Source organism: Kitasatospora sp. NPDC057198 (assembly GCF_042670125.1).
In the GTDB taxonomy this organism is placed as follows: domain Bacteria; phylum Actinomycetota; class Actinomycetes; order Streptomycetales; family Streptomycetaceae; genus Kitasatospora.
Map to the genome: position 1 here is coordinate 1 of NZ_JBHUWH010000193.1, position 13,666 is coordinate 13,666.

Annotated in this window: 12 protein-coding genes; 7 read left to right on the forward strand and 5 right to left on the reverse strand. The window is 74.2% G+C overall.

Annotated features, from left to right (window positions below; genetic code table 11):
• Nucleotides 1–84: 84 nt before the first annotated feature.
• Nucleotides 85–1,701: an MFS transporter gene (locus ACFUEL_RS21555; protein WP_380238096.1), complete on the reverse strand. Its 1,617-nt coding sequence runs from the start codon at nt 1,699–1,701 to the stop codon at nt 85–87.
• A 249-nt stretch (nt 1,702–1,950) separates the two neighbouring features.
• Between ACFUEL_RS21555 and panB the strand changes: the two genes are divergently transcribed.
• The 3 genes from panB (at nt 1,951) to ACFUEL_RS21570 (ending at nt 4,884) form a co-directional block, all read left to right on the forward strand.
• Nucleotides 1,951–2,829, forward strand: a complete 879-nt coding sequence (gene panB, locus ACFUEL_RS21560) for a 3-methyl-2-oxobutanoate hydroxymethyltransferase (protein ID WP_380238097.1) — start codon at nt 1,951–1,953, stop codon at nt 2,827–2,829.
• 235 nt (nt 2,830–3,064) lie between these two features.
• Nucleotides 3,065–4,048 (forward strand): ATP-binding cassette domain-containing protein, encoded by a 984-nt coding sequence (locus ACFUEL_RS21565; protein WP_380238099.1) that lies wholly within the window; start codon nt 3,065–3,067, stop codon nt 4,046–4,048.
• Nucleotides 4,045–4,884 carry an ABC transporter permease gene (locus ACFUEL_RS21570; RefSeq protein ID WP_380238101.1) on the forward strand — a complete coding sequence of 280 codons (840 nt, stop codon included), beginning with the start codon at nt 4,045–4,047 and terminating at the stop codon, nt 4,882–4,884. Before ACFUEL_RS21565 ends, ACFUEL_RS21570 begins: the two co-directional genes overlap by 4 nt.
• Before the next feature lie 7 nt (nt 4,885–4,891).
• On the opposite strand, the gene ACFUEL_RS21575 is transcribed toward ACFUEL_RS21570, so the two are convergent.
• Nucleotides 4,892–8,284 (reverse strand): ATP-binding protein, encoded by a 3,393-nt coding sequence (locus tag ACFUEL_RS21575; protein WP_380238103.1) that lies wholly within the window; start codon nt 8,282–8,284, stop codon nt 4,892–4,894.
• 222 nt (nt 8,285–8,506) lie between these two features.
• Here ACFUEL_RS21575 and ACFUEL_RS21580 point away from each other — a divergent pair, with 222 nt between their 5' ends.
• Nucleotides 8,507–9,322 (forward strand): site-2 protease family protein, encoded by an 816-nt coding sequence (locus ACFUEL_RS21580; protein ID WP_380238104.1) that lies wholly within the window; start codon nt 8,507–8,509, stop codon nt 9,320–9,322.
• 28 nt (nt 9,323–9,350) lie between these two features.
• Here the strand turns inward: ACFUEL_RS21580 and ACFUEL_RS21585 are convergent, their stop codons facing one another.
• Together ACFUEL_RS21585 and npdG are read right to left on the reverse strand one after the other, a co-directional pair.
• The gene (locus ACFUEL_RS21585; protein ID WP_380238105.1) at nt 9,351–9,545 is read right to left on the reverse strand and encodes a hypothetical protein; all 195 of its coding nucleotides are present in this window, start codon (nt 9,543–9,545) and stop codon (nt 9,351–9,353) included.
• A gap of 138 nt (nt 9,546–9,683) precedes the next feature.
• A complete protein-coding gene (gene npdG / locus ACFUEL_RS21590; protein ID WP_380238106.1) occupies nt 9,684–10,400 on the reverse strand; it encodes an NADPH-dependent F420 reductase in 717 nt (238 codons plus the stop codon).
• Between the two features lie 47 nt (nt 10,401–10,447).
• Between npdG and ACFUEL_RS21595 the strand changes: the two genes are divergently transcribed.
• Both ACFUEL_RS21595 and ACFUEL_RS21600 read left to right on the forward strand, forming a co-directional pair.
• Entirely contained in the window at nt 10,448–11,026 is a 579-nt protein-coding gene (locus ACFUEL_RS21595) for a hypothetical protein (protein WP_380238107.1), read from the forward strand.
• Between the two features lie 92 nt (nt 11,027–11,118).
• The gene (locus ACFUEL_RS21600) at nt 11,119–12,414 is read left to right on the forward strand and encodes an MFS transporter (protein WP_380238108.1); all 1,296 of its coding nucleotides are present in this window, start codon (nt 11,119–11,121) and stop codon (nt 12,412–12,414) included.
• Nucleotides 12,415–12,421: 7 nt separating this feature from the next.
• On the opposite strand, the gene ACFUEL_RS21605 is transcribed toward ACFUEL_RS21600, so the two are convergent.
• Nucleotides 12,422–12,643: a hypothetical protein gene (locus ACFUEL_RS21605; protein WP_380238110.1), complete on the reverse strand. Its 222-nt coding sequence runs from the start codon at nt 12,641–12,643 to the stop codon at nt 12,422–12,424.
• 114 nt (nt 12,644–12,757) lie between these two features.
• Here ACFUEL_RS21605 and map point away from each other — a divergent pair, with 114 nt between their 5' ends.
• Nucleotides 12,758–13,603 carry a type I methionyl aminopeptidase gene (map, locus tag ACFUEL_RS21610; protein ID WP_380238111.1) on the forward strand — a complete coding sequence of 282 codons (846 nt, stop codon included), beginning with the start codon at nt 12,758–12,760 and terminating at the stop codon, nt 13,601–13,603.
• The last annotated feature ends 63 nt before the right edge of the window (nt 13,604–13,666 follow it).

Consider the following 13,666-nt stretch of genomic DNA (forward strand, 5'->3'; position numbering starts at 1 on the left):
GAGCGTCCTGCTCCGCGGCGGGGCCGTGGCACGGCGGGAGCGGAGTGTCGGCGCTCGTCATGGCCTCATTCTCCACCTTCGCGATCACACCTTGGCGGTGCTCGCGCCGGAGTCCGTCCGGTCCTGCGGGGCGGCGGCCGGGGCGCCCGGACCGCCGGCGGCGGCGCCCTTGCCGGGCAGCAGGAGCAGCGCCAGCACCGCGCCGAGCACGGTCACGCCGGCCGAGACGCCGGAGACCACGTGCATGGCGTGGATGAAGGCGTCCTTGGCCGGGTCGACCAGGGCGGACAGGTGGAGCTTCTCGGCCACTCCGAGGGTGGACTCGATCGACTCGCCGGCCCGGTCGCGGACCTGGTCCGGCACCGCGGCCAGGTGGTCGTCCATGCCGTTGCGGTAGACCGTGGAGAGCAGCGCGCCCAGCACCGCGATGCCGAGCGAGCCGCCGACCTGGCGGAAGGTGTTGTTCAGCGCGGAGCCCGCGCCGGCCTTCTCGCGCGGCAGCGCGCCCATGATGGCGACCGTCACCGGCGGCATGACGTGCGCCATGCCGGTGCCCATCACGAAGCCGAGCACGATCAGCAGCCAGATCGGGCTGGTCGCGGTCAGGAACGCGTAGCCGAGGAAGCCGACGGTGACCAGCAGCATGCCGCCCGCGCAGGTGGCCCGGATGCCGAAGCGGTCGACCACCAGCCGGGCCCGCGGCGCGAAGACCAGCTGGGCGACGGCCAGCGGCAGCATCAGCTCGCCGGCCTCCAGGGCGCTGTAGCCGCGCACGCTCTGGATGTAGAAGACGCCGAAGAAGGAGACGCCCATCAGCGCGAAGAACACGATGCCGACCACGCCGATCGAGGCCGAGAACACCTTGTTGCGGAACCAGGTGACGTCCAGCGCCGGGTGCCGGGTGTGCTTCTCGAACAGCACGAAGGCGACCAGGGCGAGCACGCCGACCAGGGTCGGGACCCACGCCTTCGGGTCGGTGAAGTCGGCCAGTTCGCCGCCCTTGATGATGCCGTAGATCAGCGCCACCAGGCCGACGATGGACAGCAGCACGCCGACCGGGTCGAGCTTGCCGGGGTTGGGGTCCTTGGAGTCCGGGACGAGCCAGCCCATCAGGCCGAGCGCCACGACCACGATCGGGACGTTGACCAGGAAGACCGAGCCCCACCAGAAGTGCTCGATCAGCAGGCCGCCGGTGATCGGGCCGATGGCGATGGCCAGGCCGACCGCGCCGGCCCAGATGCCGATCGCCTTGGGCTGCTCGTGCCGCTCGAAGACGTTCATGATGATGGCCAGCGTGGCGGGCATCACGAAGGCGCCGCCGAGGCCCATCACGGCGCGGTAGCCGATGAGTTCGCCCGGACTGGCGGCCAGCGCGGACAGCAGCGAGCCGAGGCCGAAGACCAGCATGCCCGCCAGCAGCGTCCACTTGCGGCCGAACCGGTCGCCGAGCAGGCCGGCGGTGAACAGCAGGCCGGCGAAGACCAGCGTGTAGGAGTTGATCGCCCATTCCAGGTCGCTCTGGCTCGCGCCGAGGCCCACCGGGGCGGGGGTGGCGATGGTCTTCATCGCCACGTTGAGGATCGAGTTGTCGAGGACGACGACGAGCAGGGCGAGCACCAGGGTGCCCAGGATCCACCAGCGTCGGCGGTGTACGGCTTCCGGCACCCGGGGTGCCTGGACAGCTGCGGTCGGCGAGGTCATACGAACAGCCTAGCGGCTTTTTCAATACGAGACGGTCTCGTATCGTAAGTATGCGGGCAAGGAATGGCAAAGACTTCCCCAAGGGCCCGCCCGGCGCCCGCTCCGACCCTGCCCGGCGCCCGCTCCGACCCCGCCGGACACGACAGGGGCTCCCGACTCTTTGCGCGCGGCCCGCGGCGTGCAAGCATGGAGCCAGATCCGGGGACGCCGCACGGCGCCACGAGACGACACACACCAGGAGCCTGTTCGATGAACAACGCCTCTCCGCTTCAGCCTGCCCAGACGCAGGACGCACCCGCCGGCACCACCCTCTACGGCGGGGTCACCAACCGCCGGGTCACCGTCCGGGACCTCGCCAAGGCCAAGCGCAACGGCGAGCGCTGGGCCATGCTCACCGCCTACGACGCGCTCACCGCCGGGGTCTTCGACGAGGCCGGCATCCCCGTCCTGCTGGTCGGCGACTCCGCCGGCAACTGCCACCTCGGCTACGAGACCACCGTGCCGGTGACCATGGACCAGATGGTGATGATGTCCGCCGCCGTCGTCCGCGGCACCCAGCGCGCCCTGATCGTCGCCGACCTGCCGTTCGGCTCCTACCAGGAGTCCCCCGCCCAGGCCATGCACAACGCCGCCCGCCTGATGAAGGAGGCCGGCGTCCAGGCCGTCAAGCTGGAGGGCGGCGAGCGCAGCGCCCGCACCATCGAACTCCTCGTCGACGCCGGCATCCCGGTGATGGCCCACATCGGCCTCACCCCGCAGTCCGTGCACGCCTTCGGCGGCTACCCCGTCCAGGGCCGCGGCGACGAGGCCGCGCACCAACTGCTGCGCGACGCGAAGGCCGTCCAGCAGGCCGGCGCCTTCTCCGTCGTCCTGGAGGCCGTCCCCGCCGACCTCGCCGCGCAGGTCACCGAGCACTCCGCGATCCCCACCGTCGGCATCGGCGGCGGCCCCGGCACCGACGCACAGGTCCTGGTCTGGACCGACTTCGCCGGCATGACGGCCGGCCGCGTCCCCAAGTTCGTCAAGCAGTACGCGAACCTCCGCGCGACGCTCGCCCAGGCCGCGAGCGAATTCGCCACCGACGTCCGCGAGGGCACCTTCCCGGGCCCCGAGCACTCCTTCAGCTGACAGCCCCGACAGGGGCTCGGGGAACGGCGAGCCCGTGCTGCTGACGGCCGGAGCCCATCGGAGGTCCGTGCTGCTGCGTGCCTGAAACAGAACCGGAAGCAGACGCACGCCACGGCAGTGCACCGTCAGCAGACCGGGCCTCGCCGTTCCCCGAGCCCCTGGCGGTGCGCTCCCTGTCCGTCCGCTGACAGCGGCGTGACAGCGGGCTGACAGCCGCCCCCGGCACGGTGTTCCCATGACACGAATCGAGCGGAACGCCGTGGAGGTCCACGGCATCGTGAAGCACTACGGGGAGACGAAGGCCCTGGACGGGATCGACCTGGCGGTGCGCGAGGGGACGGTGCTGGGGCTGCTCGGGCCGAACGGGGCCGGGAAGACCACGCTGGTGCGGGTGCTGTCGACGCTGATCAAGCCGGACGCGGGCACGGCGTTCGTCGGCGGGTACGACGTCCTGCGCCAGCCCAAGCAGCTGCGCCGCACCATCGGCCTGACCGGCCAGTACGCCTCGGTGGACGAGCTGCTGTCCGGCTACGAGAACCTGTACCTGATCGGCCGCCTGCTGGACCTCTCGGCGAAGGACGCCAAGGCCCGCGCCGCCGAGCTGCTGGAGCGCTTCTCGCTGACCGACGCGGCCAAGCGGCCCGCCAAGGGCTACTCCGGCGGCATGCGGCGCCGCCTGGACCTCGCCGCGTCGATGATCGGCCGCCCGAAGGTGCTGTACCTGGACGAGCCCACCACCGGACTGGACCCGCGCACCCGCAACGAGGTGTGGGACGAGGTGCAGCGGATGGTCGGCGAGGGCTCGACGGTGCTGCTGACCACCCAGTACATGGAGGAGGCCGAGCAGCTCGCGCACGCGCTGACCGTGATCGACAAGGGCCGGGTGATCGCCAGCGGCGGCGTGCAGGAGCTGAAGGCCCAGGTCGGCGGCCAGAGCCTGCAGGTGCGGCCGACCGACCCGGCACAGCTCGCCGAGATGGCGCACGCCCTGCGGGAGGCGGGCATCCCGGCGACCTTCTCCGCCGAGTCGGAGCTGCTCTCGGTGCACCTGACCGACGACGCCCAACTGACCACCGTGATCGGGGTGCTGGGCACCCGCGGCTTCGGGATCGCCGGCATCGACACCAAGCTGCCCAGCCTGGACGAGGTGTTCCTGACCATCACCGGCGGCAAGCCCGCCGTCCCCGCCCAGCCCCGTGACAAGGAGCCCGTCGCATGAGCACCGCCACCCTGAACCCCGCTCCGCACCCCGCTCCCGCCACGGCCGGCGGCGGCGAGGACGACACCCGGATCGGCCTGCGGGCCAACCTGCGCCACCTGGGCGCGCTGACCCGCCGGAACCTGATGCGGATCAAGGCCGACCCCGAGTCGATGCTGGACGCGCTGCTGATCCCGGTCATCATGATCGTGCTGTTCGTCTACGTGTTCGGCGGCGCGATGGCCGGCGACCAGCACACGTACATGCAGTACATGGTGCCCGGCCTGCTCGGCACCACCGGCCTGAACCTGGCGATGGCGCTCGGCACCGGCCTGAACACCGACTTCCAGACCGGCGTGATGGACCGCTTCCGCACCCTGCCGATCGGGCGCTCCGCGGTGCTGCTGTCGAAGATGATCGCCGAGACGCTGCGCGCCGTCGTCGCCTTCGCGGTGCTGATCGGCTTCTCGATGGTCCTCGGGATGGACATCGACGGCGGGCCGCTGAAGCTGCTGGCCGCGGTCGGCCTGTCGCTGGTGTTCGGCTCCTCGCTGATGTGGGTGTCGATGCTGCTGGGCATGTCGCTGCGCAGCGCCCAGGCGGTACAGGGCATGTCGATGCTGGTGATGATGCCGCTGCAGTTCGGCAGCTCGATCTTCGCGAGCCCGACCAGCATGCCGGGCTGGCTGGAGGCGTTCACCAGGCACAACCCGCTGTCGGCGCTGGCCGACGCCTGCCGGGCGCTGATCAACGACCAGCCGGTGGGCAACTCGGTGCTGACGGTGCTGATCTGGTCGGTGGGGATCACCGTGGTGACCGCACCGCTGGCGGTGGCCCGCTTCCGCAAGCGCACCTGACGGTGGGTCAGCGGTCCCCGGTGCCGAACGGGCCGGGATCGTTCAACAGGGCGGACGCCTCACGCAGCGTGAGGCGTCCGCCCCGTCGGTACGCGGCCAGGTAGCCGTCCTCGCCGAGCAGTTCGCGGGCGGCGGCGACGCAGCGGGCGTACTCGCTGCGCTCCATGAACGAGCCGGGCATGCCGCTGAGGCCCTCGTGGGCGCCGAGCAGTTCGGCGGCGCGGCGGGCGGCCTCGGGCTCGCCGTGCAGCCGGGCGTACTCGACCAGGGCCCCGGCGACCGGCGTCATCAGCATCATCGCCATGTGCTCGACGAAGAGCGTGACGCCGCCGTCGGACTCGGTCATCGTGCGGCGGCCCGCGCGCATCAGCGCCAGGCCGGTGCCCGGGTCGCCGGAGCGGGCCACCACCCAGCCGCGGATGCAGGTGACGATGCCCGCGAACACCGAGGGGACGGGGCCGCGGGCGGCCGGGTCGGCGGGCAGCTCGTCGAGCACGGCGAGCGCCTCGGCGTACTCGCCGCGCCGCACGCACAGGTTGCACAGCACCAGCCGCCCGTACATCCGGGCGCCCTCGGCCTCGGTGCCGTCGGCGACGGACTCGGCGACGGCCTCGCGGACCATCCGCTCGCCGCCCTCCGGGTCGCGCTCGGCCACCACCTCGCCGAGCCGGGCCCGCAGCATCGGGACCTCCTGGTGCGCGCCGAGTTGGACGGACAGCTCGATGGCCTGCCGGAAGGCCAGTTCGGCCTGGGCGGCGTCGCCGGACTTGGTGGCGTTCTCGGCCTTGCCGGAGAGCACGTCGGACATGCCCCAGCGGTCGCCGAGCGCGGTGTAGAGGGCCAGCGCCTCTTCGCTGTCGGCGATCGCCTGGTCGAGGCCGCCGGCCAGGTCGTTGAGCAGCCGGGCGCGCAGTTGCAGGGCGAAGGCCAGGTCGAGCGGGCCGCCGTGCACCCGGGCCCCGGCCACCGCGTCGTCCATCACCGCGCGGGTGCGCTCCAGCTCGCCGGTGAGGAAGACCGTGAACACCCGGCCGAGCACCGGCTGCCGGTAGGACTGCGGCAGTTCGGGGGTGTAGGTGGCCAGGATGCGCTGGGCGGTGTCGAGCGCGCCGGAGTTCTCCAGCAGGCTCATGTCACCGGAGAACAGGCTGATCAGCCGGTGCAGGCCGAGCTGGCGGCGGGCCTCGTCGAGCAGGTCGGGCGTCATCGGCAGCGGCCCGTCCAGCGGCCCGGCGGCGAGCGGGACGGGCGGCGGGGCGTCGTCGGCGTACGGGTCGGGGCCGAACGCGGCGACCGCCTCGTACCAGGCGCGGGACTCGGCGCGGTAGTCGCGCAGCATCCAGTAGCCGGCCATCGACAGGACCAGCGCCAGCGCCTCCTGCTCCTGGCGGGTGTCGACGGCGCGGCGCAGCGCGGCCCGGACGTTCTCCTGCTCGCGGTCGAGGCGGTCGAGTTCGTCGAGCTGGGCGGGGCCGTGCAGGTTCAGGTAGGCGCGCCGGGCGAGTTCGCGGTAGTGGGCGGTGTGCCGGTCGCCGGTCTCGGGTTCGGCGGCCGCGGCGAGGCGCTCGGCGGCGTACTCGTGGATGGTCTCCAGCATCCAGTAGCGCGGCCGGTCGCCCAGGCCGGCCACCAGCAGCGACTTGTCGACCAGCGAGAGCAGCAGGTCGGCGACGTCCTCGCGGCGCACCAGCTCGCCGTCGGCGACGACCTGTTCGGCGGCCTCCAGGGTGCAGCCGCCGGCGAACACCGAGAGCCGGCGCAGCACGGCGCGCTCGCGGGGGCCGAGCAGGTCCCAGGACCAGTCGACGACGGCGCGCAGGGTCTGCTGGCGGGGCAGCAGGGTGCGCGATCCGGCGGTGAGCAGGGCGAAGCGGGAGTCGAGGCGGTCGGCGAGCTGGCGCGGGGTGAGGCCGCGCAGCCGGGCGGCGGCGAGTTCGATGGCCAGCGGCAGGCCGTCCAGGCGGCGGCAGAGTTCGGCGCAGGCGTCCGGGTCCTGGTCGGTGCGGAAGCCGGGGCGGGCGGCGGCGCCGCGCTCGGCGAGCAGGCGCAGCGCGGCGGGGTCGGGCAGCGGCTCGACCGGCAGCACGCTCTCGCCGGGGACGCCGAGCGGTTCGCGGCTGGTGGCGAGCACGGTGACGCCGGGGCAGTCGGCGAGCAGCCGGTCGGCGAGGTCGGCGGCGGCCTGGACGACGTGCTCGCAGTTGTCGAGCAGCAGCAGGACGCGGCGGCGGCCGAGGTGGTCGACCAGCCGGGAGACCGGGTCCTTGCGGCCGCCCTCGATCGCCTCGGCGACGGCGCCGCCGGTGTGCAGGACGGTCTCGCGCAGGCCGAGCGCGGAGGCGACGGCGTCGGGGACGGCGGCCGGGTCCTCCAGCGGGGCGAGTTCGACCTGCCAGACGCCGCCGGGCCAGCGGGCGGCGTCCTGTTCGCGGCGGCCCGCCTCGACCGACAGCCGGGTCTTGCCGGAGCCGCCGGGGCCGGTCAGCGTGGTGAGCCGGCCGGCCGTCAGCGCCTCGGCGACGGTGGCGAGTTCGCCGTCCCGGCCGACGAAGCTGGTGCGGCCGGGGCGGAGGTTGCCGTCCGCCGGGGCGGCGGGCGCGGGCGGTGCGGCGGGCGCGGGCGGCGCTGCGGCGGGTGGCACGGCGGCGGGGGCGGCGGGTGGCACGGCGGCGGGCGCGGGGGCCGGTTCGCCGCGCAGCAACTCCCGGTGCAGGGCGCGCAGTTCGGGACCGGGGTCGGTGCCGAGCTCCTCGGCCAGGGTGCGCCGGACCTCCTCGTAGTGGCCGAGCGCCTCGGCGGTGCGGCCGGCCGCGCGCAGGGCGCGCAGCCGCAGGGCCTGCAGCCGCTCGTCGAAGGGGTGGTCGCGGCAGAGTTCGGCCAGCTCGGCGGTGACCTCGGCGGTGCGGCCGAGGGCGAGCTCGGCGGTCAGCCGGTGCCGGCGGGCCTCCTCGCGCTGCGCCTCCAGCCGGGCGGCGGGGGCGGTGCGGTCGGGCAGGTCGGCCAGGGCGGGGCCGCGCCACAGCGCGAGCGCGGCGGTGAGCTGCTCGGCGGCGGCGGCCGGGTCGCCGCCCTGCAGGGCGCGGGTGCCGTCGGCGGCCCGGCGCTGGAACTCGGCGACGTCGGTGCGCGGGTCGGTCAGCCAGTACCCGGCGGGGCCGGAGCCGATCTCGGCCCGGCCGACGGTCCGGCGCAGCCGTCCGACCAGGGTCTGCAGCGCGGCGGCGGCGTCCTGCGGCGGCTCGTCGGCCCACACCTCGTCGGCCAGCAGCTCGGCGGGCACCGGGCGGCCCTGGCGCAGCGCGAGCGCGGCCAGCAGCGCGCGCAGCCGGGCGCCGCCGAGGGCGACCGGGGTGCCGTCGTCGTGGTGGGCGGTGGTGGTGCCGAGGATGCCGTAGTGCACCAACCCATTCTGGGGGACGCACCGCCCGCCCCGGGCGCACACCCGTACGAAGGGCCGGCGCCGGGGGGCGGTACGGGGGGCGGCGCGGCCCGCGGGCGGGAGCCGGTGCGGTGGAACGTCCGCCCGCTCCCGGACGTTCACCCGGGGCCGCTTGTCCGGCGCGCCCGGTCGGCGGCATGATCGGACGCTCGTGCCGCCACCACCTCTCGGAGCCCCCTCGCCATGACCTACGCCAGCACCGGCCAGCGCAGCGCGGAGAACCGGGTCAGCCCGATCTTCCTGGCCCTGGCCGCCATCCTGCTCGCCTCCAGCCTCGCCCTGGCCACCGGCTGGGGCAACGACCGGTTCGGCGTCTTCCTGTTCGTGGTCTCCGGCTGGATGGTCTCGCTCTGCCTGCACGAGTACGCGCACGCCCGCACGGCGCTGGCGGGCGGCGACATCACGGTCGGCACCAAGGGCTACCTGACGCTGAACCCGCTGAAGTACGGGCACGTGGTGCTGAGCTTCGTGCTGCCGGTGGTCTTCGTGATCATGGGCGGCATCGGCCTGCCCGGCGGCGCGGTCTACATCGAGCGGGACCGGATCGCGGGCCGGCTCAAGCACAGCCTGGTCTCGGCGGCCGGCCCGCTGGTGAACATCGCCTTCGGCGTCGTGACGCTGCTGCTGGTCAGCCGGGGCTGGTTCGACAACCCGGACGTGCCGGCCCACTACGACGGCCAGGAGCTGTGGTTCTCGCCGCTGCCCGCCGCGCTGGGCTTCCTCGCCTACCTCCAGGTGACGGCGGCGATCCTGAACCTGCTGCCGGTGCCGGGCCTGGACGGCTACGGCATCGTCGAGCCCTGGCTGTCGTACAAGGTCCGGCGGGCGGTCGCCCCGTACGCGCCGTACAGCATGCTGCTGCTGTTCGCACTGATGTGGCAGAGCAAGGCCGGGCAGTGGATCTACGACCTGGCGGTGTGGATCTTCGGCCTGTTCGGCGCCGACGCCCGGTACATCGACCTGGGCCGCATCCTGTTCTCGTTCTGGAAGACCTACTAGGTCCCCGCGGCCCCGGCCCCGGCCCCGCTCAGCCCTGTTCGGCGGCGGCCGCGGCGCGGCGCGCGATGCGGTCCTTGCGCAGGTGGTACCAGGCGATGTTGCTGGCCACGGCGGCCATCAGGACCCACACCACGCCGTACCAGTTGCCCTTGGCGAACGAGACCACCGCGGCGGCCACCGCCAGGACGAGGACGATCGCGGCGTACAGGGCGTTGCGGGGCATGGCGGGGCTCTCCTCGGGTGGTGGTGTGCCCGTCCATTCTCGCCGACCGAACGGGTCGGCCGGGCCCGGGGGTGGGGCGGGGCCGGGCGTGGTGGGCGCGCGCCGGGAGCGCGGGGCGGGCCGCGGCGCGCGCCGGGCTCACACGTCGGTGATCCGCAGGCCCGCGTGGGCCTTGTAGCGGCGGTTGACCGAGATCAGGTTGGCGACCAGCGACTCCACCTGGTGGGCGTTGCGCAGCCGGCCGGCGAAGATGCCGCGCATGCCGGGGATCCGGGAGGCGAGCGCCTGCACGGTCTCGGTGGCGGCCCGGTCCTCGCCGAGCACCATCACGTCGGTGTCGATCCGCTCCACGCTCTCGTCCTGGAGCAGCACCGCGGACAGGTGGTGGAAGGCCGCGGTGACGGTGGAGTCGGGCAGCAGCGCGGCGGCCTGCTGGGCGGCCGAGCCCTCGGGCACCCGCAGCGGGTAGGCGCCCTGCTTGTCGAAGCCCAGCGGGTTGACGCAGTCGACGACGATCTTCCCGGCGAGCTCGGCGCGCAGCGAGACCAGCGTCTCGGCGTGGCCCTCCCAGGGCACCGCGACGATCACCACGTCGCTGTCCGCCGCGCAGGCCGCGTTGTCGGCGCCGCGGATGCCCCGGCCCAGTTCGGCCGCGCACGCCTCGGCGCGTTCGGCGCTGCGGGAGCCGATCACCACCTGCTGTCCGGCCCCGGCGAGCCGCAGGGCGAGGCCGCGGCCCTGGTCGCCGGTGCCGCCGAGCACGCCCACCACCAGGTGGGAGACGTCGGGCAGGTTCCGGCCCGGTCCGGCCGTCGCGGCCGCTGCCGTCGCGTTCACTGAATCGGGTTGCGTCATGCCGAAGATCCTGCCAAACCCGCCGCCGGGGCAGCATGCTGTCGCGCATGGACGCGGTGAGAGTTTCCGCACTCCGGCAGTCACTGGCCGGCACCGGTTGGCCCGAGCGGGCCGGCGCCTTCGCCGCCGCGCTGCGCGGTTCGGTGACCAGGCGCAGCGCGAGCGGCCTGCTGCTGGTCGGCACCCCCCGCTACGAGCCGTGGCACCTGGCGGCGCACCTGAGCGACGAGGCCGCGTACGGCGGCCTGCCGGAGCTGGCCCCGACGCTGCTGCGGCACGCCGTCCCGGCGGGCGCGCCGGAGCACCTGGGGTGCGGGCTGCCCCGGCTCGCGGAGGCGCGCGCGGGCGCGACGGTGCTGCTGGTGGCGCCCGACCCGGCCGACGCGCCGCTGCTGGAGCGGCTGGACGGCGCCCGCCGGGCCGGGGCGGTGCTGCTGGCGCTGGACGACGGGGATCCGGAGCTGGCCGACCTGGCGCACGAGCGGCTCACCGTGCCGGGGGCCGCGCCGGAGCCGTTCGAGCTGGTCCAGCACCTGGTCAGCTCGGCCACCGCGGCGGCGGCGCCGCGCTCCCGGCTGTCCCGGCTGGCGGAGCGGCTGACCGCCTCGCCGGTGCTGCGCTGGTAGCGGCCGCTGCGGGGGCCGCCGCGGCCCCGCCGCCGTGACCTCGGGAAAAACCGGTTGCCCCGTTCCGTCCCGATGACGCAGCATCTGGCCATGTGACCAGCCCCGCTCCGTTCCTCCGCCGCCTCCTGCCCGACTTCGCGCCCTGGCGCGCCTCCCGGGACTTCCGGCTGCTCTGGCTGTCGGGCTGCGTGACGGGCTTCGGCAGCTTCCTGTCCTTCGTGGCGCTGCCGATCCAGATCAAGGAGCTGACGGGTTCGACCTTCGCGGTGGGCCTGGTCGGCGCGTTCGAGCTGGTGCCGCTGGTGGTGTTCGGCCTGTGGGGCGGCGCCCTGGCGGACGCGCTGGACCGCCGCCGGCTGGTGCTGCTGAGCGAGGCCGGGCTGGCCCTGCTGTCCGCGCTGCTGCTGGCCAACGCGCTGCTGCCGCACCCGATGCTGTGGCCGATCTACCTGGTCGCGGCCCTGGTCGCGGCGCTGGCGGGGCTCCAGCGCCCGGCGCTGGACTCGATGGTGCCCCGGGTGGTGGCGCACGACCAGCTGCCCGCCGCGTTCGCCCTCAACTCGCTGTACCGCAACGTCGCCTCGGTGGCCGGCCCGCCGCTGGCGGGCGTGGTGGTCGCGGTCGCCGGGGCCCGCAGCGCCTACGCGCTGGACCTGCTGACCTTCCTGCTCTCGCTGGCGCTGATCGCCCGGATGCGCCCGGTGCCGCCCGCCGAGAGCGCCGGGGCGCCGTCGCTGCGCAGCATCGGCCAGGGCCTGGCGTACGCCTGGAGCCGCAAGGACCTGCTGGGCACCTACGCGATCGACCTGGTGGCGATGCTGTTCGCCTACCCGGTGGCGCTGTACCCGTTCCTGGCCGCCGAGTTGGACGCCGAGTGGGCGCTGGGCCTGCTCTACGGGGCGACCGCGGCCGGGGCGCTGCTGGTGGCGGCGACCGGCGGCTGGACGGCCCGGGTGCACCGGCACGGGCGGATGCTGCTGTTCGCGGCGCTCGGCTGGGGCGGCGCGATGGCGCTGGCGGGCCTGGCCGGGAACGTCTGGGCGACGCTGCTGTTCCTGGCGGTGGCCGGCGGGGCGGACCAGATCAGCGGGGTGGCCCGGTCGACGATCTGGAACCAGTCCATCCCCGACCAGCTGCGCGGGCGGCTGGCCGGGGTGGAGGTGCTCTCGTACTCGGTGGGCCCGCAGCTGGGCCAGGTCCGGGCCGGCGGGATGGCCGCGCTGGTCGGGGTGCGCGGCTCGATCTGGGCGGGCGGGCTGCTGTGCGTGGCGGGCGTGCTGGCGCTGACCGCGGCGATCCCGAAGCTGCTGGCCTGGGACTCGCGGACCGACCCGCACGCGCTGGCGGTGCGGGCCCAGCACGAGCGCCAGGCCGCGGGCGTCTCCTGACCGGCCCTCAGCCCCGGGGTTCCCCGTCGTCGTTCCAGCGCGGGTCCTCCTTCCACTCCTGGTTGCGCTCGGCGGCGGTCTCCAGGGCGCGCGCGGCCTCCTCCCGGCTGGCGTACGGGCCGAGCCGGTCCTTGGCCGGGCACTCCGGGCCCTCCTCGACCTTGCCGTGCTTGATGCAGTAGAACCACTCCCCCGGCTGCCCGGTGGGCTTGCTGCGGCCGAACACCATCGTCTGCTCCTCCCGTCCTGCTGGGTACCGCGGCGGTCACCGGTGATCCTTCCCGCCGCCCCGCCCCCGCACGCGACCGGGGCCCGGCGGGCGGCGGCCGATAGACTCGCCGTCATGGCTCTGGTACCCGGCACGCTGTCCCCCACCCGCAAGGTCCCCGCGCACATCGCGCGTCCGGAGTACGTCGGCAAGCCCGCGCCGACCCCGTACACCGGCCCCGAGGTGCAGGACGCCGAGACGGTCGAGAAGATGCGGATCGCCGGGCGGATCGCGGCGCGGGCGATGGCGGAGGCGGCGAAGCTGATCGCCCCGGGCGTGACCACCGACGAGCTGGACGCCGTCGCGCACGCCTACATGTGCGACCACGGCGCGTACCCGTCGGACCTCGGCTACCGGGGCTTCCCGAAGTCGATCTGCACCTCGGTCAACGAGGTGATCTGCCACGGCATCCCGGACTCGACCGTGCTGCGGGACGGCGACATCGTCAACATCGACGCCACCGCCTACATCCACGGCGTGCACGGCGACCTGAACGCCACCTACCTGTGCGGCGAGGTGGACGAGGAGTCCCGGCTGCTGGTCGAGCGCACCGAGGAGGCGCTGAACCGGGCGATCAAGGCGGTCCGGCCGGGCCGGCAGATCAACGTGATCGGCCGGGTCATCGAGTCGTACGCCAAGCGCTTCGGCTACGGGGTGGTGCGCGACTTCACCGGCCACGGCATCAACACCTCGTTCCACTCCGGCCTGATCGTCCCGCACTACGACAGCGACCGGGCCACCCAGGTGATCAAGCCGGGGATGACCTTCACCATCGAGCCGATGCTCACCCTGGGCACCTACGACTACGAGATCTGGCCGGACGGCTGGACGGTGGTCACCAAGGACCGCAAGCGCACCGCCCAGTTCGAGCACACCCTGGTGGTCACCGCGGACGGCGCGGAGATCCTCACCCTGCCCTGAGCACCCACGACCCTGCCCTGAGCACCCGCGCCCCGGGCGCACGACGGCGGCCCCCGCTCACCG

What these genes read in the sequence shown, in the direction of transcription:
- ACFUEL_RS21555 (WP_380238096.1), bottom strand. Translation starts at nt 1,701, where the DNA reads ATGACCTCGCCGACCGCAGCTGTCCAGGCACCCCGGGTGCCGGAAGCC.
- ACFUEL_RS21585 (WP_380238105.1), bottom strand. Translation starts at nt 9,545, where the DNA reads ATGCCCCGCAACGCCCTGTACGCCGCGATCGTCCTCGTCCTGGCGGTG.
- map (WP_380238111.1), top strand. Translation starts at nt 12,758, where the DNA reads ATGGCTCTGGTACCCGGCACGCTGTCCCCCACCCGCAAGGTCCCCGCG.
- panB (WP_380238097.1), top strand. Translation starts at nt 1,951, where the DNA reads ATGAACAACGCCTCTCCGCTTCAGCCTGCCCAGACGCAGGACGCACCC.
- npdG (WP_380238106.1), bottom strand. Translation starts at nt 10,400, where the DNA reads ATGACGCAACCCGATTCAGTGAACGCGACGGCAGCGGCCGCGACGGCC.
- ACFUEL_RS21605 (WP_380238110.1), bottom strand. Translation starts at nt 12,643, where the DNA reads ATGGTGTTCGGCCGCAGCAAGCCCACCGGGCAGCCGGGGGAGTGGTTC.
- ACFUEL_RS21570 (WP_380238101.1), top strand. Translation starts at nt 4,045, where the DNA reads ATGAGCACCGCCACCCTGAACCCCGCTCCGCACCCCGCTCCCGCCACG.
- ACFUEL_RS21565 (WP_380238099.1), top strand. Translation starts at nt 3,065, where the DNA reads ATGACACGAATCGAGCGGAACGCCGTGGAGGTCCACGGCATCGTGAAG.
- ACFUEL_RS21595 (WP_380238107.1), top strand. Translation starts at nt 10,448, where the DNA reads ATGGACGCGGTGAGAGTTTCCGCACTCCGGCAGTCACTGGCCGGCACC.
- ACFUEL_RS21580 (WP_380238104.1), top strand. Translation starts at nt 8,507, where the DNA reads ATGACCTACGCCAGCACCGGCCAGCGCAGCGCGGAGAACCGGGTCAGC.